General features: G+C 67.6%; 10 protein-coding genes and 2 pseudogenes. 9 read left to right on the top strand and 3 right to left on the bottom strand.

What is annotated here, in order from left to right:
- Positions 1–6: 6 nt before the first annotated feature.
- A complete protein-coding gene (gene rmuC / locus ACOCMM_RS16455) occupies positions 7–1329 on the bottom strand; it encodes a DNA recombination protein RmuC (protein ID WP_419554209.1) in 1323 nt (440 codons plus the stop codon).
- Positions 1330–1431: 102 nt separating this feature from the next.
- Here rmuC and ACOCMM_RS16450 point away from each other — a divergent pair.
- Together ACOCMM_RS16450 and ACOCMM_RS16445 are read left to right on the top strand one after the other, a co-directional pair.
- Positions 1432–2451 (top strand): annotated as a pseudogene (locus ACOCMM_RS16450) (IS110 family transposase); the annotation flags it as partial.
- Positions 2452–2485: 34 nt separating this feature from the next.
- Positions 2486–2530, top strand: a pseudogene (locus ACOCMM_RS16445) (hypothetical protein); the annotation flags it as partial.
- Positions 2531–2549: 19 nt separating this feature from the next.
- Here the strand turns inward: ACOCMM_RS16445 and ACOCMM_RS16440 are convergent.
- Complete coding sequence (locus ACOCMM_RS16440) at positions 2550–2774, bottom strand: IS110 family transposase (protein ID WP_419554208.1); 225 nt, start codon at positions 2772–2774, stop codon at positions 2550–2552.
- 434 nt (positions 2775–3208) lie between these two features.
- Positions 3209–4825: an HNH endonuclease signature motif containing protein gene (locus ACOCMM_RS16435; RefSeq protein WP_419554207.1), complete on the bottom strand. Its 1617-nt coding sequence runs from the start codon at positions 4823–4825 to the stop codon at positions 3209–3211.
- 306 nt (positions 4826–5131) lie between these two features.
- Between ACOCMM_RS16435 and ACOCMM_RS16430 the strand changes: the two genes are divergently transcribed.
- From ACOCMM_RS16430 to ACOCMM_RS16400, 7 genes are all read left to right on the top strand, one after another.
- Complete coding sequence (locus ACOCMM_RS16430; RefSeq protein WP_419554206.1) at positions 5132–5791, top strand: molybdopterin cofactor-binding domain-containing protein; 660 nt, start codon at positions 5132–5134, stop codon at positions 5789–5791.
- Positions 5792–5937: 146 nt separating this feature from the next.
- Positions 5938–6177: a hypothetical protein gene (locus ACOCMM_RS16425; RefSeq protein WP_419554205.1), complete on the top strand. Its 240-nt coding sequence runs from the start codon at positions 5938–5940 to the stop codon at positions 6175–6177.
- Between the two features lie 885 nt (positions 6178–7062).
- The gene (locus ACOCMM_RS16420; RefSeq protein ID WP_419554204.1) at positions 7063–8226 is read left to right on the top strand and encodes a tyrosine-type recombinase/integrase; all 1164 of its coding nucleotides are present in this window, start codon (positions 7063–7065) and stop codon (positions 8224–8226) included.
- Between the two features lie 438 nt (positions 8227–8664).
- A complete protein-coding gene (locus ACOCMM_RS16415; RefSeq protein WP_419554203.1) occupies positions 8665–9579 on the top strand; it encodes a hypothetical protein in 915 nt (304 codons plus the stop codon).
- 83 nt (positions 9580–9662) lie between these two features.
- Positions 9663–10535, top strand: coding sequence for a hypothetical protein (locus tag ACOCMM_RS16410; RefSeq protein ID WP_419554202.1), 873 nt, complete (start codon positions 9663–9665; stop codon positions 10533–10535).
- 112 nt (positions 10536–10647) lie between these two features.
- The gene (locus tag ACOCMM_RS16405; protein WP_419554201.1) at positions 10648–11658 is read left to right on the top strand and encodes a hypothetical protein; all 1011 of its coding nucleotides are present in this window, start codon (positions 10648–10650) and stop codon (positions 11656–11658) included.
- Positions 11659–11805: 147 nt separating this feature from the next.
- On the top strand, positions 11806–20388 hold the full coding sequence (locus ACOCMM_RS16400) for a fibronectin type III domain-containing protein (protein WP_419554200.1): 8583 nt from the start codon (positions 11806–11808) through the stop codon (positions 20386–20388).
- The last annotated feature ends 127 nt before the right edge of the window (positions 20389–20515 follow it).

Here is a 20515-nt window from a genome sequence, read left to right as displayed (position 1 = left end):
TTCCGGTTACTCCTCGGCGGGGCCCAGTTCAGGGGCGTTGACCGTGCGCACGTCCAGCTCGACCAGGTTGGGCTCGTTGAGCTCGTCGTTACTGCTGACAGAGCCCAATTCACGGAAGCGTCGAGCCTGCGGCAGCACCATGCGCTCGAACGAGCCCACACTGCCGTTGTAGGCATCGACCGCGCTGCGCAAGCCACGACCCATCTTGTCGACGTGCTCGACGTACTTTGAAAGCCGGGAGTACAGCTCGTTTCCGAGGTCGGCGACTTTCTCTGCGTTGCGGGCGATGTCTTGTCGCTGCCAGGCCAATGCCACCGTCCTCAAGAAGGCGATCAACAGGCCGGGGGTTGCGATCAGCACTCGGTGTCGGTGCCAAGCGTTCTGCCAAACATCGCCGTCAGCGTCCATGGCCACGTCGAGCATCGGGTCGGTCGGCACATACATCAGCACGAAATCGGGCGATCCTGATACCCACCGGCCGTAGTCGCGGTCGCCAAGCTCCTTGGCGCGCTCACTGAGGGCAGTGGCATGCTCAGCCAGCGCCTGCTGCTGCTCAGCTTGATCCGAGGTTCGCACAGCCCGGTCGTATGCGGCAAACGGCGTCTTGGCATCGATCACGACGCTCGCGCCCCCCGGCACCTTCACCACCACATCAGGTCGCAGCCGTCCTTCGGCGCCAAGTTCGCCGACGGTGGCTTGCTCGATGTAGTCGATGTGTGGGCTCATGCCTGCGGCCTCGATGACGTTGCGGAGGTGCTGCTCACCCCATGCGCCGCGCATCTTGGAGTCGCGCAGGATCTGGCGCAGACCACTCGTCTCGGAGACCAGTTGATCGACGCTCTGTGAGACCTTGGCCGTGTCCTCCACTCGGGCCTTGTCGGCCTTGTTGACGTGGTCCCGCAGTTCCCGCAGACGTTCTCGCATGGGCTCGACGAGTTCCTTGACGGTCTTGCCTGCGTTGACCGTCTGCTCGGTGGTGAGATCGCGAAACTCCTTCATGAAGTTGGCGCGCGTGGTCTCGCTGACCTGGGCGGCAATCTCTTTGAAGCGATCCTCGATCTCAACCTGTTTCTTGGCCATCTCCTCGACTCGGGTATCGCGTTCGGCTTCAGCCGATGCCAACTTGGTTCGCAAGTCTGATGCGGTGTCGCGCTGCTCGACGGCCTCGGCGCGAGCCACATCGCGTTCGGCGGCCAGTTCCGCACTGCGCTGCGCACGTTCGTCGCGTTCGGCGGTGATGCGCGCAAGACCGCGGGACATGGCCGCCCACACGACTCCTGCGCCGACAGCGAGACCCGCCAGCACTCCGACTGCGATGCCGGTGGACATATGGCTCACTCCTTGCTGGTGGCAGACGAGCGCAATTCTTCGATCGCAGCGTAGAGGGACTCTTTCACGGACCCATACGCCGCAGCCCGCCAGACCAACAAAATGGGCCCTTCGCGTCTTTGTGGGGTGAGGGCGGGTTGGGGGTCCGTTTGCAGGGGTCGAGGCCTTGAGGGGGGGGATGCCGGTCCTTGGGGGGCCTCGTCACCGCGCGTGTGGCCCGGCGGCCGGCGCTCGGGCGGTGACGGTCAACGCCGCGGCCCGACGTCACGGGCTGAGCTGGAGGCTGGTCAACGCGCTGGTCGTCGCCTGGGCGGGACCGGCCGCCGCCGCCGCCGGTGCCGGGTGCTGCTGGTGGAGGGGACCTCGGTCCCCGAGCGGCGCCGCTGCGTCACGGTGATCGCCGACGGCGGCACCGGCGAGGCGCTCGCCATGGCGCCCCGCCGCAGCGCCCAGGCCCTGTCGGGCTTTCTGGCCGCGCAAGGGCATCGACGGTGCAAGAGCGTGAAGGCCGTCGTGCCCGACGGCTCGGCGCCATGCAAGACAGCGACACAGGCGCGGCTCGGCCGCGCCCGCCGCGTGCTGGACCGGTTCGCCGACCCGTACCGCACAGGGCCGATCCCCCACTTCAGCGACACCGCCGACACCTTCTCGGCCCGGCACCACCAGATCCTCGACCGGCGCCAAGCGGGACGGCCCAGCAACGGACGCATCGACCGCGCCAACACCCACAAGAAGATCCATGTCGCCGCAGCGATCGACGCCGCAGGGCGGCTGCTGGGCACCGCTGAGTTCGCAGCCCACGCCCACGGCTGCGCAAGTCTGTTGGGATGGATCAGCTCGCACGGCCGTGTCGCGCGCGTCGGCGTTGAGGGCACCGGTTCGCACGGCTCGGGCCTCGCACGCCGTCTCGCGACCGCCGACGTCGACGTGGTCGAGGTGAACCGCCCGAACCGCCAGACGCGCCGCCGTCGCGGCAAGACCGACGCTGTCAACGCCGAGGCAGCAGCCCGCGCGGCGCTCAGCGGCCACGCCGCTGCTGTGCCGAAGTCAGCGGACGGCCCCGTGGAGGCGATCAGGACGCTCTCAGCGGCGCGGCGCCCCGCGGTCAAGGCCAGAACCCGGGCTGCCGACCAGACCGCCGGCCTCAGGCGCCACCGTGCGCCACCGCCTCAACCGCGGCGGCAACCGCCAGGCCAACAACGCCCTATGGCGCATCGCCGTCACCAGGCTGCGCGTCGACCAGCGCACCATCGACTACGCCCAACGCCGACGCGCTCCACGCTGCCCAGGCCGCGCAGCCATCCCCACAGCTGCTCATAGCCGGCTCGCGTCGCCGGGAACGTCGCTGTGCCCAACAGCCGTCCCGTCGAATCCACCGCTGCTGCGGTGTGCGTGTCGCGGTGGGTGTCCACCCCGCCGACAACGGCTCGATACTCAGCTGGCATAATCGGTCTGCCCTCCCGGGAACACTTCCAATGGATCGGGCACCACCGGCCGGAACGACCGACAGCGCACTCAAGGCGCTTGAACCGACGCTCCTATCAGGTCACATTCCTTCCGACCCGCTGGTGCGCGCCCCCGACAGGACCCAAGCCGACAGATCGTTTGCAAGGCACCAAGCCAGCGAAGAGCCGAGTCAGGCCCGCACCCGTCGGGAACGCCACTTCCATTATGAGTGCGAAGAGCCGGTATGGGGACTGTCCGGCAGGCGACGATGTGGGCTTGCTCATCTCGCTCGGTGAACTGCTGGGCGCGGGTTTGGGCGAAGTGCAACAGTTCGGCGCCGTCATGGAGCATGTGAGCGGTCGCGAGCAGCGGCCTGTCGCCTTCGTCGGAGCTATGACCGATGTGGGTAGCCGATGTCGGCAACGGTGTGGAACTACGGGCTGCGGGAGGCGGCGGGCGCTCGGGCGGGCGGTCCGGTGCTGTGGGGTTCGGGTGGTCGCAGGCGGGGTCGTCCGTCGGGTGGGGTCTCGATCTGGCGGCCGTGTTGGTGGAGATCGCTGTGGCAGTCAAAGCACAGCGATGCCAGGTTCGGTATCTCGGTGGGGCCGCCGTTCTCGAAGTAGTCGATGTGGTGGGCTTCGGTGTGCTCGGGGGTGAGATCGCAGCCGATGCAGCCGCCGTCGCGCATTGCGAGGATGAGCCGTTGGGCGTCGCTGGCGTTGCGGGTGGGTCCCAGCGCGAGCTCTGACCAGTCGGCCTTGAAGATTGCGGGCAGCACGTTGGCGTCGGCGGCGTGGTCGGCGAGCATCCTCGCTGAGATCGGCGTGCCGTCGTCGAGGCGGGGGTTCGTGAGCCGGTCGTTGACCACGTCGTAGTCGGCCACGATCACCAGGCTGGTCCTGGCCCGGCGAATGTTGGTGGTGCCCGCGATGAGGTCGCTGATCGCGTCCGCGGTGAGCTGCGCACGCGTCGGCACAACCCCAGCACCACCGCCGTCGGTGTCGGCGTTCGAGTCATCATGACCCGCCGTGGCGCCGTTGGCGTTGCTGTCGTTGGCGGTGCCGTAGGTGTTCTCCGCGCGGCGGCGCAGCGACCGCATCATGGCCTGCAGGGCGGTGTTGACCTGGCGTCCGGCGAGGAAGTCGAACGTGCCGGTCAGATGCCACATGCCGTCGTCGCCGAGCTTCATCGACCCCCACCGCTGCGCACGCTGCAAAGCCAGCTCCGCGTCGACCGGGCCGAGACCCGCAGCGGCGGCCTCGGCATCGAGATCGGCGAACACCTCCTGGCTCTGATACGCCAGCGGATAACTGGCCACCTTGTCGGAGGGATAGATGCGGCACAGCTCGATGAAGTCCGCCTCGCTGCGACGATGCTTCTTGGGCGCCTCGCGGGCGATCACCCTCGCATGGGACATCCCGATCTCGCCGACGCGCATCGCGTCCAGCGTCGCTGTCATGCCCTGGGAAACGAGGTCTTCGCCCAGACGGGCCTCGCTGCGGGCCTGCGACGCGTTCAGACGCGTCTGGTCACGCAGCACAAACGCAGCCGACTGCGCCCCGTTACGCGACGCCATCTCACCCACCGCCGCCAGATAACGGCCCTCCACACGCGCCCGCTCAGCGGCCAGCTCGACCACGAGATCCTTCAGATCGCCATAGCCCAACGACGCCAAGCCCTCGCTCCCGTCAACGCCGCACCCAGCCGCGGCAGTACCGTCGCTGCCGGCTGAGGGCCCGGGCTCGGCCACCGCACCCCAGCCGCCGTCCCGCAGCGAACCGTCCCGCAGCGAACCGTCCCGCAGCGAACCGTCCCGCAGCGAACCGTTCTGCGCAGCCCCAGGACCCGCCATGGCGCCCGCATCGTCCGGTGACCCGGCCGCATCGGCGCAGCCGTGGTGCGAGTCGGGGTGCGAGTCGGGGTGCGAGTCGTCGAAGCGCCAAACCGCCGCCGGATCAGGCCACGCCGACCCCGCACCGGCACCCTCGAAGCCGGTCTCGGCGGGCTCCGAGCCGTCGGCGTCGAGCCGGTACAGCAGGTCGGCGAACATGACAACAGCATACAGATGTACCGCGTCAATCGCACGCAAAAACAGCCACGAGTCTCGACGAATACTCACCGAAAACAGCACCAGAATCAGGCCCCTCACCATGCCCGTCGCCTGCCGCCTCGACACCCTCACTCCACGCCAAAATGCGAAGAGCCCCGTTACTGCGGGGTCTGGGACAGTTCGTCACCAACCTCAACTGGGACGGCATGGCGCACGCCTGCTACGTGACATCGACCGTGTCGCATGCCGTCGGTTTCACCTCCGTCTCGGTGCTGACCAACACCACGCCGACCGGTCCTTACCGCGGTGCCGGGCGTCCGGAGGCCGCAGCCGCCGTCGGGCACGCTGGTGGATCAGGCCCGCGCTGTGGCGGCCACGCTGCTTGAAGCTGATTCGGCCGACATCACGCTCGACACCGCCTCCGGGGCGTTCCACGTCGTGGGCACCCCGGCGGTCTCGGCGGGCTGGAGCGCGGTAGCTGAACACCTCGCTTCGACAAACGGCGAGGCGGGGCCGCGGCTGCTCCACGCCGAGGACGTGTTCGACTCCGAAGCGCCCACGTTCCCCTTCGGCACCCATGTGGCCGTCGTGGAGGTGGACCGCCACACCGGCGCCGCGGAGCTGCCGTTCTTCGACCGGGTCGTGCTCGAAACCCCGACGCACATCAACCCGCTGGGTGCCAAGGGCATCGGCGAGTCCGGCACGGTTGGCGCAACCCCGGCAGTCCAGAACGCCGTGATCGACGCCGTTGCCCACCTGGGCATCCGTCACATCGACATGCCGCTCACCCCGCAACGCGTCTGGCAAGCCATCACCGAGGCCACCGCGGACACTGTCGACGGCGGCTATGCAAGCGCCGCGGAGTCCTATATGAACCGAGAGGGGATTCCCGTTGGCCGGGAGGCGACCTCACCGGACGAGTCAGGTCGGCGATACCCGGGGCGGAGCGAACTCCACGATCGCTGAGTGGGCCATCGCTGTCTACCTGTGCCTGCCGAGCCTCGCCCCAGTCAAGGCACACCGCGCACGCTGCAAGCACCCCCGCTACCAGGACCGGTGAATGTCGGGGCCTGAGTCGTCAAGGTGTGTCATAGGTGGTTTACGCTGGAGTCGTGAGCGATTCACAGGCAGAACGCAACTACGAGGCGTACAAGGAGTCTTTCCAGACTGACTTGGAACGCGATCACCTCGGTGAAGTGGTCCTTTTGCGTGACTGTGCTGTCGTTGCGCTGTTCGACAGCGAAGCTGACGCATACAACGCCGGGATCCAGAAGTTCGGGATCGGCGAGTTCTCGCTGCAGAGAATCGGAGCGGAACCGATCAGCCTCGGCATCTTCTCAGCGTTCATGTAATGCCGCAGTTCAATGTCCCTGTGGCGGACAACAGACCACTGACTTCTACTCCGCAGGCAAACTCGTCCTGGCGACCGGGCTGCCAGATGAAGGCGAAGCGTGGCACGTGCTGCTCGGTATTGACTGTGCAGCCGCTCTATAGATGAATCCAAGGCCGCGCATAGTTTGCGTCTCGGCAAGATTCGCTTCATAAGAACTCTTCCTCCGACTAGGTGAAAGTGCCGGCCGTTGACCGACACCGCCTTTCCAACAATTGAGTATGTCGAGACCAGATGATCAGGGCCACGAATTCCCCGGGAAGTGCGTCGTGTACGCGTTCGGTTCGTACCTCTCGCCGTTGACACGTACATGGGGCGTACATGGGGATGGATGAACCCGAGCTCATTCGGCGGAACGCCGAATCAGATCGCTTCCCGGCACCGGCCTGCACCCAAATATGGCGACGATTTATATGTCCTGATGCGGGCGATGGTTCCATCTGTTCGAGTAGGCGAGCGACTGACAGCCAATTGTTTGAGTTTCCTTGACAAGCCATGTCGCTCTATTGCCATTCGACCGCGTCCCACGCATTTGGTTGGATATTGTTACCCTGGCACCGGGTCGACTTGTCAAATGGCGGCACCCATTCAGCAAGAAAGTCGAAAGATATCAGTGTTGAAATTGGTGCTCTTAGGTGGCAATATCAAGGCCGTGGGTAAGTGCAGTTATCGTCTCGACAATACTCATATAAATATGAGTATTGTCAAAATACCTGAGTATGAAGCTGAATCGATCCTGCGCGATCCGTGACTCTTATGTCATATCGCGCCCATTTGGAAAGAACTGAGCTGCGAGAGCACACGCATACGAGATGTTTGTCTTCTCTCCTATCGAGCACGTACTGCGATGAACCTGGATTGGAAGATCATGGAGATCAATACGGCTGCGGATGCGGTGCACGTGTCCGATGAGTCAGCAGAAGCGAGCCACACTGGCGGAACGCGGGGATGCCGGCAGTGTCGCGTCCCGATGGGTGAGTCCAGCGAGAATGGGCACCTGTCCGCCGAGGTCGTCAACGATGCCGGACGAACGCTCAGGCGAGTTGCGATTGGCGGTGGCCAATTGACGCCGAGCGGCCGAGGCATCCTCAGCAGGCTCGCCGAGCATGAGGTCGCCGCTAGCACTCTGCGGAGCTATCACAGCCAATGGACGAGCTTTCTGGCGTGGACAGCGAAGCGCGACCTCTGCGCGCTGCCTGCAGAGCCGGCACTGGTCGCCGCGTATCTCGCAGATCGCATGGAGAGGCTCGGGCACAAGCCCGCGACGCTCCGCGTCGCCGCCGCCGCGATCGCCTACATCCACGACACGTTCGGCTTCGAGAACCCATGTGCCCATCCGGACGTGAAGAGAACGCTCAAGGGAGCGACACGAATAGCCGGCGGCGCACAGAAGCAGGCGAAGGGGCTTACAGCGGAGGCGCTCGATGAGATCATGGCCACCGCCCGCCGGCCGCGTGTCGGACGGGGCGGCAGGCGAGAAAGCGCACATGCCGCCGACAGGAGGGGAAGGCTGGACATCGCGTTGGTGAGCCTCATGCGTGACGCGATGCTCAGGGTCTCCGAAGCCGCAGCGCTGACCTGGGGCGATATCGAAACTGAGCTCGACGGGAGCGGACGGCTCCTGATCCGGCGCTCCAAGGCCGACCCGACGGGCGAGGGTGCTGTGGCCTTCGTGTCGGCTCAGACCATGACGGCCTTGGAGTCGATACGCGATGATGCTCACGAAGGCCTCGGCGTGTTCGGTCTTCGCCCGAACCAGATCTCGCTTCGGATCAAGAAGGCGGCGATTGCGGCGGGACTCGGCGAGGGCTACAGCGGACACTCGGCCCGCGTGGGAATGGCGCAGGATCTAGTGCGAGCCGGCATCGAGCTGCCCGGCTTGATGACCGCAGGGCGATGGCGCTCTCCGACAATGCCCGCGCACTACACCCGCAACGAGACTGCCGGCCGGGGCGCGGTCGCACAGTTCTACGGTTACCGTCGCAACTCCTCGAGAGCGGTCCCAGACTGAAGCTCGCGCAATGCGTATTGTTTCCCGCCGCGAGAACTCGGTGCTAGTCTATGGCGACGGCGAAATCGGCCCGCCCGAAGGACTCAATGCCATGGATAACTGCACTTTTGCACCGTCTAGCTTGAGGAACCGGTACGGGTCGCAGACCGCGCCCGCCAGTGCCGTCAGGCCTGCCGACGGCATCTCTGCGCTGACGCCCGACATTCTCGATGGCGCGGTCGCCAGGCTGGCCTTACGCCATCCCGCGGGCGCGACGAGGCCGAGCCCTGCGATGGCGCGTGCCCTGACAGCGCGCTCCCGTGTCCGGTTGTGCGTCCGGTCCCCTCATACGTCGGCCTCTTCCGCCGGACCGCGTCCCCCCCATCGGGGTGTGCGTATCCGGTCATTCCATGTCCCGTCGCCGACCGCGACCTGAAAACGAAGGACCAGCTGATCCCAATGGCAATGCGAAATACGTTCCCGAGGCTCGCGGTCCGCTGGGCGGTCGCGTTGGCGGTGATGGCCGCGTTGGTAGCCCCCCCCCCCCCGCTGTTCGTCGGCTCGCCGGTATCGGCGCAGACACCGGCCGGCGATGAGATCTGGTCCGCGACCATGACGGTGGGAACCCAAGTTATCGCAGGCGAGAACGTCTACGCGGGGTACTGGGGGGACAACGATGTCCTAACCCGCGGCGCGCTCACCGACCGCGACTTCAGCACGGGCACAAATGACTACGAGATATCCGTGCTGTCCCAGAGCAAATGGAGCGTACAGAACGTCGTGGGGCGCAGCCTCTGGTTCTCTCTTGGCAGGGACGCAAGCTCGGCCGTTGATGCGTTTACTGCCAATGAACTGACATCCATGACGCTTCACGTCGGCGGGCGCTCGTTCGCCTTCGCGGATGCCACCACATTCAATAACTTTGACGTTGGCGATATCTACTCGTGGCCTCTTTCCTCGAGCTTCGGCTGGGCGAACAACGACGAGGTTGAGGTGTCGATCACCGCGCTGCCGATCGTCACCATCGAGGCGGTCACGTCCACGGTGGAGTACGGCGGCAACAACAATGTCGCCGAGTCGACTGCGGAGTTCAGGTTCACACGCGTCGGCAGCACCGACGACGCGCTGAGCTTCGAGGTGTCTCACACCGTGCCAGACAGCGGCCAGTCCCCGGAGGTCGCTACGAGGAAGTTCGCTGCGGGCCAATCGAGTTTCAGCAACCTCCACTGGGCCGTTGAAACGGACAGCAGCAACAATCCAGCGTGCTCGTTTGTCTGGACCGTGCAGAGCGGGACCGGTTACGTAGTGGGCACCCCAGGTAGTGCGCAGGTGGACGTCGAAGGGCCGGGCACGACGTGCATGTCGGGCATTTAGCTGCTGCGCCGCGGCCTCGCTCGGCCGCAGGAAGATCAGAGAGATCCACAGAGATTCAGAGATGAGAGGAGAGTTCAGCAGCGATGTCGAAGTCAACAGTCCGAAATACGTTCCCGAGGCTCGCGGTCCGCTGGGCGGTCGCGTTGGCGGTGATGGCCGCGTTGGTAGCCCCCCCCCCCCCGCTGTTCGTCGGCTCGCCGGTGTCGGCGCAGAGCTCCGATGACGGCGATGAGATCTGGTCCGCGACCATGACAGTGGGCAATTTTGCTGCGGGCAACACAGGGTACGACGGTCCACCAAGCGGAAGGGGGTCCCTCTCCGACAACGATTTCACCCTGGGGCGGCGTCGGTTCGAGATAAATGTGATTCTTGATAGCGGCGTCGGTGGTGACCGACTCCATGTGGGATTTGGCAGGGCGCTCAATGCCGGCGAGCAAAGGGCCATGACCCTTCACATCGGCGGGCGCTCGTTCGCGTTCGAGGACGCCGCCTATGCGACGCACGTCACTTATGACGATCTGTACAGTTGGCCGCTTTCTCCGCGCTTCGGCTGGGCAGAAAACGACGAGGTTGAGGTGTCGATCACCGCGGTGCCGATCGTCACCATCGAGGCGGTCACGTCCACGGTGGAGTACGGCGGCAACAACAATGCCGCCGAGTCGACCGCGGAGTTCAGGTTCACACGCGTCGGCAGCACCGACGACGCGCTGAGCTTCGAGGTGTCTCACACCGTGCCGAACAGCGGCCAGTCCTCGGAGGTCGCCACGAAGACGTTCGCTGCGGGCCAATCGAGTTTCAGCAACTTCCACTGGGCCGTAGACGTGGACCGAAACAACAATACGGCGTGCTCGTTTATATGGACCGTGCGGAGCGGGACCGGTTACGTAGTGGGCACCCCATCTCAGGCGCAGGTGAACGTCTCCGGGCCGGGCACGACGTGCATGTCGGGCATGTAGCCGCGGCGCCCCCCGGCCCCGGCGGCACGGTCCCCTTGCGCCGGACCCAACAGCTATATGCACCGACAGCCGTATGCACTGATTTCATGGAAAGGATGCAATGATGAACCGTATGACACCCTGGGCAGTGCTGGCCGCACTCGTGCTGCTCTTCGTGGCGGCCTGCGGGGCCGACGACGCCGAGCAGGTTCTCACCCCCGACGAGATTGCCGAGATAGTGCGCGACGAGCTCGCCGCCGCCCCGGCCCCGTCACAGCCCGAAGGAGGCGTCACGGCCGCTGATGCCGAGCGCATCGCCCGCACGGTGGCGGCCTCCATCCCGCCGAGGTCCGCCCCCACCGAGTACGCCGCGTTCGTCGTGGACGCCGCCATCGCCCGCTACCAGACGCAGGGCCGGGAGGCGACCCTCGCCCACTACAGCCGCCAGGGGAGCATCGACGGCCAGTGGTACGTGTTCATCATCGACGAGGACGACCGCATTGCCGCCCATCCCGACGGCGAGCGCGTCGGGCTGGACGCGACGGGCTGGGTGGGCACCGACATCAACGGCTACAACTTCGCCCGGGAGATGCTCTCTGCCACCGGAGAGGGCAAGTGGGTGAGCTATGTGTTCGCCAATCCGGCGAGCGGGAACCTCGGGTCGGGCTACACCGGCGAATTCGAGCTGAAGAACACCTGGGTGGTGCGGCACGACGGGCTGCTGTTCGCCTCGGGCTGGTACATCAACGTCGAGGAGTTCGCGCCGCAGCTCATCTTGGAGTCGGCCGAGCATTTCCGCAGTGGCGGGCTGGAAGCGATCTTGGACTTCTACAATGATCCCCGGGGCATCTCTGTGGGCCTCATACCGACCGTGGAGTACTACAACAGCACCGACACCCTCGACGGGTACTTCTCAGGACTCATCGCGGCCCCCGACGGCGAGATCCTGGCCCACATCGATCCCGCGCTGATCGGAACCGACATCGAGGACCTGCTGGGGCCAGCAGTGCGCAACGCCAGCCCAGACGGCGCCTGGATCACCGCTGACGACAACCCTGCCGAAGCCGGAGGCCCCCAGACGATGCGCATCTGGGCCATCGACGTGGACGGCACCTTCATCGGCGCCGGCTGGTACCGCTCGTGACCCCATCCCACCCATCCGATTGGCCGGCCGCGCACCGCCGCGACCGAGGCTGCCAGCGGCGTCGCCGGGCCGGTCCGAAGCAGACAGGCCGATGCCCCGCTGTTGAATAGACCAGGTTCAAGGGGGCACGGCGGCCGCTCTCGGGCGATGTGGCTGCGGCTGCCGCTGATCGCAGTCTGTGTCGTCGGCATCCTCATAGGGCGGCCGGGTGGCGTCCTGGCCCAGACGCAGGTTGGGCCGCCCACCATCGACGCGGTCACTCCGGGCGACGGCCGTCTGTCCATCGCATGGACTGCGCCTTCGGGCGTGACGGGGATAACCGGCTACGACCTGCGCCACATCCGCAGCGACGCGACAGACAAGGACGACTCGAACTGGACCCCGCTCGACGATGTCTGGACGTCGGGATCGGGCGCCCTCGCCTACACCGTCTCGGACCTCGACAACGGCGTCGGCTACGACGTGCAGATGCGCACCGTCACCACGACCGACGGCGCATGGTCGGCCACCGCCACGGGGACGCCGGCCGACCACGGGGGCACGCTGGAGACGGCGACCACGCTGGCGCCGGGCACGCGCCTCGGAGGGATGATCGCCTCCGAGACCGACGTGGACTTCTTCACGATCGAGCTGACCGCGGCGACGGGCATCATCGTCTACACCCGCGGCGACCTCGACACGGTGGGGCAGCTGCTGGACGGCGACGGGGAACTGCTCAGCGAGAACGACGTAGGCGACGAGTTGCACGGGCGCCACAACTTCCTCCTCTGGGACTCCCTCGGGGCGGGGACCTACTACGTCAAAGTCACGGCCGGCGATGGCGCCACGGGTGCCTACGTCCTGGAAGCAACGACCGTCGCCGACTCCACGGGGCGGTCCGACGCCCAGGATGTCGCGGTCGGCGGCATCGCCAGGGGAATCATCGATTCGGAGCCGGACCGTGACTGGTTCCGCATCACGCTGACCGAGCACACCATTGTGCTGGTGCACACGACCGGCCCCGCGCGGACGTCGGGCGACCTCTGGCTGAGCGGGGGCGGGCGGCCCCCGAACGTGGACAGATTCCCCCTGGGGGGCAACCGCTTCTTCGTACGTGCGAACCTGAGCCCGGGGACCTACTACGTGGAGGTTGACGACTACCGTGGCGCAACCGGCGCCTACACGCTCCACGTGAACCGGGCCGCCGAGCCGGGCAGCAGCATCGCGGCGGCGGCGCCGCTCGTCCCGCTGTTCCCGAAAGCGGGGACCATCAGCCCGACCGACGACGTCGACTACTTCCGCATCGAGCTCGCCCGAGCGACCCATGTCATCCTCGCCGCCACGGGATCCGCCGTCGCCATCGCCGGGGAGCTGCTGGACGCGGGCGGCAACCCCGTTGACGCGATCATCTACGAGAGCAGGTACACCGCGAGCGCGCCCGCCGGGTTCACGCTCCGCGACCGCCTCGTCGCGGGGACGCACTACCTCAAGGTCACCCGCCTGCCCGGCAGCTCATGGCCGAGGGAGGGTCGGTACGCGCTGCACATGGTGGAGGACTACGTCTACGGCGAATTCTTCGACGGGTGCACGGCGCTCACCGCGTCCCTGAGCGACCCCCTGAGCGACCCCCTCTCCGGATGCCAGTGGCACCTGGACAATACCGGACAGCTCGGCGGGACGCCAGGCGAGGACATCAACGTCCGCGAGGTGTGGGAGGCCGGCCACCTCGGGGCCGGCGCCACCGTGGCCTTGGTCGACAACGGCTTTGACGCCGGGCACCCGGACCTGGCGCCCAACGTCGTGGCCGAACGCAACTACGCCTACGGCGACGGCAGCGTGTTCAATCCCGGCAATACCCACGGCACCGGTGCCGCAGGCCTCATCGCCGCGCGGGACAACGGCATCGGCGTTCGGGGGATCGCGCCCCGCGCACAGATCTACGTCTACAACCTCATCGACGACTACAACCCTGCCAATGCGGCAGACGCGATGACGCGGGGGATGGAGACCACGGCCATCAGCAACAACAGCTGGTCGGTAACCGAGGGTCCCGGGTATGCCGCGGCGCCCTCGGGCTGGGAAAGAGCGGTGGTGCGCGGGGTCACCGAAGGCTACGGCGGCAAGGGGGTGTTGTATGTGCGGTCCGGCGGCAACGACGCGGTGCTCGGCGCCAACTCCAACCTGAGCGGATTCCGGAACCACTACACCGCTACGGCCGCCTGCGCGGTCACGGACCGGGGTGTCCGGTCGCACTACTCCGAGCAGGGCGCCAACCTCTGGGTATGCGCGCCGTCCGGGGCCAGCTATTTGCCCGCGGCCATCACCACCACCGATAACTTCGGCCGCTACCGGAACACCTACGGCGGGACCTCTGCCACGGCCGCCATGGTGTCCGGGGTGGCCGCGCTCGTGCGGGGCGCCTACGCCGACCTGACCTGGCGCGACGTCAAGCTCGTCCTGGCGGGCTCGGCCCGGAAGAACGACCCATCGAACACCGGTTGGGAGGAGGGCGCCGTCCAGTACGGCTCCGCGACCCAGCGCTACACGTTCAACCACGAGTACGGCTTCGGCGTGGTCGACGCCAAGGCGGCGATGGACCTGGCAGCCGGCTGGACGAGCCTTCCCCAGCTGACCGAGGAAACACAGGCGTCGGGCGACGTCGGGTTGGCGGTCCCGGACCTGCCCTCGGCGGGCACGCCCACCACGGTCACCGCCAGCATCACCATGGGTTCCGGTGTGCAGTTCACCGAATTCGTCTCGATCCGTCCCTCCCTCACGGCCACGGCGTTCAGGGACCTGGAGATCGAACTCGTGTCGCCATCGGGCACGGTCTCCGTGCTGTCCCCGCACTACCTCGTTGGCCCGGGGGAGTGCCTGTCGTTGTTCGGCATCCTCCCGGGCCGGTGCAACCTGGACGGCTTCGTGCGCTTCGGTTCCGCCAAACACCTTGGCGAGAACCCCGCTGGCGTCTGGACGCTGCGCATCACGGACCACGTGGACGGCGGGGCGGCCGCCCGGCTCAACGCGTGGAGCCTGACGATCTACGGGCACCGGTCAAGCCCCGCCGCCCCCGCCATCGACGCAGTAGCGGCCGGCAGCGAAGCTCTCACCGTCGCCTGGACAGCCCCGACCAACACGGGGGCGTCCGACGTCACCGCGTACGACGTGCGTTCCATCCGCAGCGACGCGACCGACAAGTCCGACAGCGAGTGGACGGCCGTGGACGACGCCTGGACCTCCACCAGCGGCGCGCTCGAATACACCATCAGCGGTCTCACCGGGGACGTGCGCTACGACGTGGCTGTGCGGGCAGTCAACGCCGACGGCGACGGCCTGTGGTCGGCCACCGAGACCGGCACCCCGACGACGGACGAGGCCCCGACCATCGACTCGGTGACGCACGGGGACCGTGCGATCACCGTTGAGTGGACCGCCCCGACCGATGCAACTCTGGGGACCGTCACGTCGTATGACCTGCGCCATATCCGCAGCGACGCCTCGGACAAGGCAGACGCCCGCTGGACGGTGATCAGGTCGATCTGGACCTCCGGCTCGCTCGAATACGTGCTCAATCCGACGCCTGCGCTTGTGAACGGGGTGTCCTACGACGTGGCTGTGCGGGCGGTCGTGGGAACCGACCAGCAACCTTGGTCGGGAGTCCGATCGGCCACACCGCGTAGTATCCCCGGCGCTGCGGAGATCGACACGATCACCGGGGCAGAGCGCTCGCTGGCCGTCGAGTGGAACGAGCCCGCCAGTGACGGCGGGGACGAGATCACGTCGTACGACCTGCGCTACATCAAGACCAGCGCCGACGAGACGGTGGAGCTCAACTGGGACGTCGAGGAGGGAGTCTGGACATCGGACGCCTTGGGGTCCGGCGACTTGGAATACGATCTGACGGGACTCGATGACGGCACGCGCTACGACGTGGCGGTGCGGGCGGTCAACGCCGAGGGAGCGGGTGCGTGGTCCGCTGCCGACCTCGGCACGACACGGCCCGGCGCCCCGGCGATCGACTCGGTGACAGGGGTGAAGCGAGGGCTCACCGTCGCATGGAGCGCGCCTGCCCTCGACGGCGATGCGGCGGTCTCGTCCTACGACCTGCGCTACATCGAGACCAGCGCCGACTCCACGGTGGAGATGAACTGGGCCGTCGAGACGGGGGCGTGGACTTCCGGCGACCTGACAGCCACAGTCACCGGACTCGAGGTCGGCACGGGCTACGACGTGCAGTTGCGTGCCGTCAACACCTCCGGCGAGGGACAGTGGTCGGCCTCCCAGATGGGGACGACGGCGCTCTCTGACGACGCCACGCTGAGCGATGTGCGGTTGAGCGGCGTGCGGCTGAGCGGTGTGCGGCTGAGCCCTGCGTTCGGCAGCGACATCACTTCGTACGCAGCGTCGGTCGGGTACACGGTGTCGCGTGTCACGGTTGTCGCGACTGCGAGCGACGGCGGCGCTGTTGTCGAGATCGTTGACGGCAACGCCAACACCCGCACCGACGCGGACAGCGCTGCTGGGTTCCAGGTCGATTTGTCGGTCGGCGAGAACGTGATCGGGTTCGAGGTGACTGCGCATGACGGCGTTTCGATGGAGTCCTATGGCGTGACGGTGACGCGGACCGCGCAGGACCTGTCGCTCACCCCGCCGGCGAACGACCCCGTCGCGCCGTTCGCATCGACCGCCGTCTATGCCGTGAGGTTCCAGGGCCGCTGGACGACGGCTGTCACGCCGGAGGGCCGTCCGGGCGGGGCGCACTTCTCGCCGCTTGTCGGCGGCGTGCACTCCGCCGGTGCGACCTTCCTCGCGAGCGGCGGGGAGGCCAGCGCCGGGGTGGAGCAGATGGCCGAGACCGGGAGAACGGGAGGGCTCCGCGGCGAGGTCCGGGCTGACGTCGATGCTGTGGTGCCGACCGCGCTCGGTGTGCTGTGGCGCTCGGGCAATATCGATGCTACGGACGCGGGCACGCTGAGCGGGGTCGTGGCGACTACCGGGTTTCCGCGGGTCACGCTGACGTCGATGATCGCGCCGAGCCCGGACTGGTTCGTCGGCGTGTCGGGGCTGGGGCTGCTCGACTCCGCCGGCCGCTGGTTCCGTGCCCACGAGGTGGACCTGTTTGCCTGGGACGCGGGGACCGAGGACGGTGCCGGGTTCTCGCTGTCGAACTCGGCTACCTCCCCGCGGGGGGTCATCACGAGCATCCGCGGCACGGGGAAGTTCACGACCGAGCCAATAGCGAGCCTGACGTTCACGCTCCAGTCGATCACGACGCAGCGCGGCCTGGTCGAGAACGCACCGGGGGGCGTGGACATCGGGTTCCCGGTAGCGGCCGCGGCGAGCCGCGGCAGCGTCGGCTACACCCTCGGCGGGACCGACGCCGGGTCGTTCGACCTTGTCGGCTCTACGGGGCAGCTGCGGACCAAGCCGGGCGTGGCCTATGACCACGACACGAAGGACAGCTACACGGTGACGGTCACCGCGACCGATTCCGAGGGCGCCGTCGTCACCACCGTGGACATCGCCGTCGCCGACATCGACGAACCGCCTGTGATTGCTGGACCGGCCAGCATCGGGTTCGTCGAGAACGGCACCGCAGCGGTCGCTGTCTATCGTGCGAGCGACCCCGAGGGCGAGGCGGTGGCCTGGCAGCCGCTCGCGGGACCCGACCGTGGCGCCTTCGAGCTCAGCGCGAGCGGCGTGCTCACGTTCAAGGCGCCTCCCGACTACGAGGACCAGAACGAATACGAGGTCACCCTGGGTGCTTTTGCCGATGGCGAGCTGGGACCCCAGACGGCCACGCGGGACGTGATCGTCACCGTGACTGACGTCGACGAGCCGGCGGACATCTCGTTCGCTGCGGCCCGCGGCGTCGCCGTGCACGGCGACGCCCTCGGCGTGGACGAGAACCACCTGGGCGCGCTGGGCGCGTTCGGCGCGAGCGATCCCGAGGGCAAGGCCGGTCTCACCCACGAGTGGTCGCTGGGCGGGACGGACCGGGCCGACTTCGCCATCACCTCCGCAGGCGTCCTGTCGTTCGTGCGCATTCCCGACCATGAGCGCCCCGCGGACTCCGGTCGGGACAACGTCTATGACATCACGGTGAACGCCCTCGACAGCGACGCCAAGACGGGCAGCGTCGCCGTCGCCGTCACCGTCGACCCCGTCAATGAGCTGCCCACGATCACCGGCGACGCGGCGCCCAGCATCGAGGAGGGGACCACGCTGTTCGTCGGGACGTACCGGGCCGCCGACCCCGAAGATGCCACCATTGCCTGGCGGCCCCTGGCCGGCAACGACAGCGCCGAGTTCGAGTTCGACACGTCGAACGGCCGGCTGAGCTTCAAGGCGGCGCCGGACTACGAGGCCGCCGCCGACTCCGGCGGCGACAGCGTCTATGACGTGACGCTGGGCGTCTCGGCCGGCGGCCACAGCGCGACTCTCGATGTAGCAGTGACCGTCACCAACACCGACGAGCCCGGAGCGGTGAGGTTCTCCTCGCCGCGGCCCCAGGCCGACGCGGACTACACCGCCACGCTCAGCGACCCCGATGGCGTGGTGTCGGCGGTGTGGGCCTGGGAGCGCTCGACGGGCCCCAGCGGCCCTTGGACGGCAATATCGGGCGCCACCGACGGCGCCACGGCAAGCACGTACAGGCCCGCCGCGGGCGATGTCGGCTACTACCTGAGGGTGACCGCCGACTACACCGACGCGCACGGGCCGAACAAGCGCCGCGCCGCGGTGTCAGCCCGCTCGGTGAACGCGGCCCCTGACGCCAACGTCGCCCCGTCGTTCGACGAGCGGACGCCGACGCGCCATATCGCGGAGAACGCGCGGGCGCGTGCGCCCGCAGGGGCGCCGGTGAGTGCCGCCGACGCCGACAGCGGCGACGTGGTGGCCTACGAGCTGTCAGGGACGGACCTGTTCACGGTCGACAGCCACAGCGGCCAGATCCGCGTCGCCGCCGGCGAGTCGCTCGACTTCGAGACGGCGCCCTCGCACAGCGCGACCCTCAAGGCCAGCGACACCTCAAATGCGAGCGACACCGTGACCGTGACCATCAAGGTCACCGACGTCAACGAGCGTCCCGACGCCGTCGCCGACACAGCCACGGTCGACGAGGACGCCGCTGTCACGATCGACGTGCTCGCCAACGACGACGACCCCGAAGACGACACCAGCGCCTTGACGATCACAGTGACTCGCAGCCCGCGCAGGGGCCACGCCACCGTCAACCAGCCCGCGAACGCCGGCCAGAACCCCACCATCACCTACACACCCGACGCCGACTACCACGGAGCCGACACCTTCACCTACGAGGCCCGCGACACAGCCAGCCCCTCCCTGTCGAACACCGCGGCTGTCTCAGTCGAGATCAACCCAGTGAACGACCCGCCGACCTTCACTGGGTTGATCTCGACTCGCAGCGTTCCCCACAGCGCCGGCCCCGGCGACAACGTCGGCAAGCCCGTCACCGCGGACGATCCCGACGACAACGACACCCTCGCCTACAGCCTCTCCGGCGCCGACGCGGGCCTGTTCGACATCGAGCCTCGCAGCGGCCAGATCACCATCGGCGACGGGGTCCTCCTCGACACCGCGACCAACAACACCTACACCGTCACCGTCACCGCCGACGACGCCAACGGCGCCACAGCGACCGTCGAGGTCACCATCACCGTCACAACCGCCCCCACCGCCACGACCAGCCCCACGGGACCCGGCAGCAGCGGCAGCGGCGGCGGTGGTGGTGGTGGCGGCGGCGGCGGCGGCGGTGGTGACTTTGATGTGGGTGTTGCGACCTTTGTCGTGGCCAATGGGTGGAGTGCTGCCGATGTGGGGGTGGCGTCGGTGTTGTCGGCGCGTTCCGACGGCGCGGTGGTGGTGTACACCGCAGGCGGCGAGCTGTCCGCGGAGACAGCAATGCTGATGCGGGAGGCCTCGCCCACGGAGGTGATTGTCGTGGGCGGCACCGCGGCGGTATCGCGTGATGTCCGCAGCCAGATTCGTATGGCGTCGCCTGAGTCGGGCATCTCACGGGTGTCGGGCGCGGATCGCGCCGACACGGCTGCGGGTACGGCCCGACGCATCCTGGGAGGGCCTTCACAGGCCGGCCGGGTCACACTGATCGTGGCCAATGGCTGGTCGCCGCCCGACATCGGCGCAGCAGCTGCGGTGGCTGCGCGCAGCGTGCGCTCGGCGGTGATCTACACCCAGGCGGACAGGCTGCCCGAAGCGTCGGCTGGGGTGCTGCGCGATTATCAGGTGGCGCGGGTGATCCTGATCGGGGGCGCTGCCGCGATCAGCCAAGGCGTGCAGGAAGCGATCATTGCGGCGAGCCAGGCGAGTGTCTCGCGGCTCACAGGTGCTGATCGCATCGACACAGCCGCCCAAGCAGCACGACGGGTGCTCGGCAGCCCCGCCGCCGCGCCGGACGGCATCACCTTGGTCGTGGCGAACGGCTGGTCCGCGCCTGATGTCGGCGTCGCGGCAGCATTGGCAGCAGCCACCGAGAACTCCGCAGTCGCATACACCGCACAGGGAGCACTGCCCGCCGCGACAGCAGCGCTCATACGCGACTACCGGCCCAGCCAAGTCATCATCGTGGGCGGCCGCGCAGCAGTCGCCAACGACGTGCGGGCAGCCATCACCGAGGCCGCGCCCGCCAGCGCGACCGTGCGGCGCATCACCGGCAACACCCGCACCGACACCGCCGCCCGTGCCGCCCGACGCATTCTCGCAAACCCCTGACCCCAGATCCACCGGTGGGGTGGGTGGTGTCGGGTTTGCGGCGACGGGTTCGGCGGGACGGTTTGGGGTGTCGGGTCGGGCGTGGGGGAGGCTGGTTTGTGTGCTGCGCCTTGGGGTGTGGTGCGCG

Origin of the sequence: Candidatus Poriferisodalis sp. (assembly GCF_965198245.1) — a bacterium.
GTDB lineage: Bacteria > Actinomycetota > Acidimicrobiia > Acidimicrobiales > Poriferisodalaceae > Poriferisodalis.
This window is presented reverse-complemented; position numbering and strand designations above follow the sequence as displayed.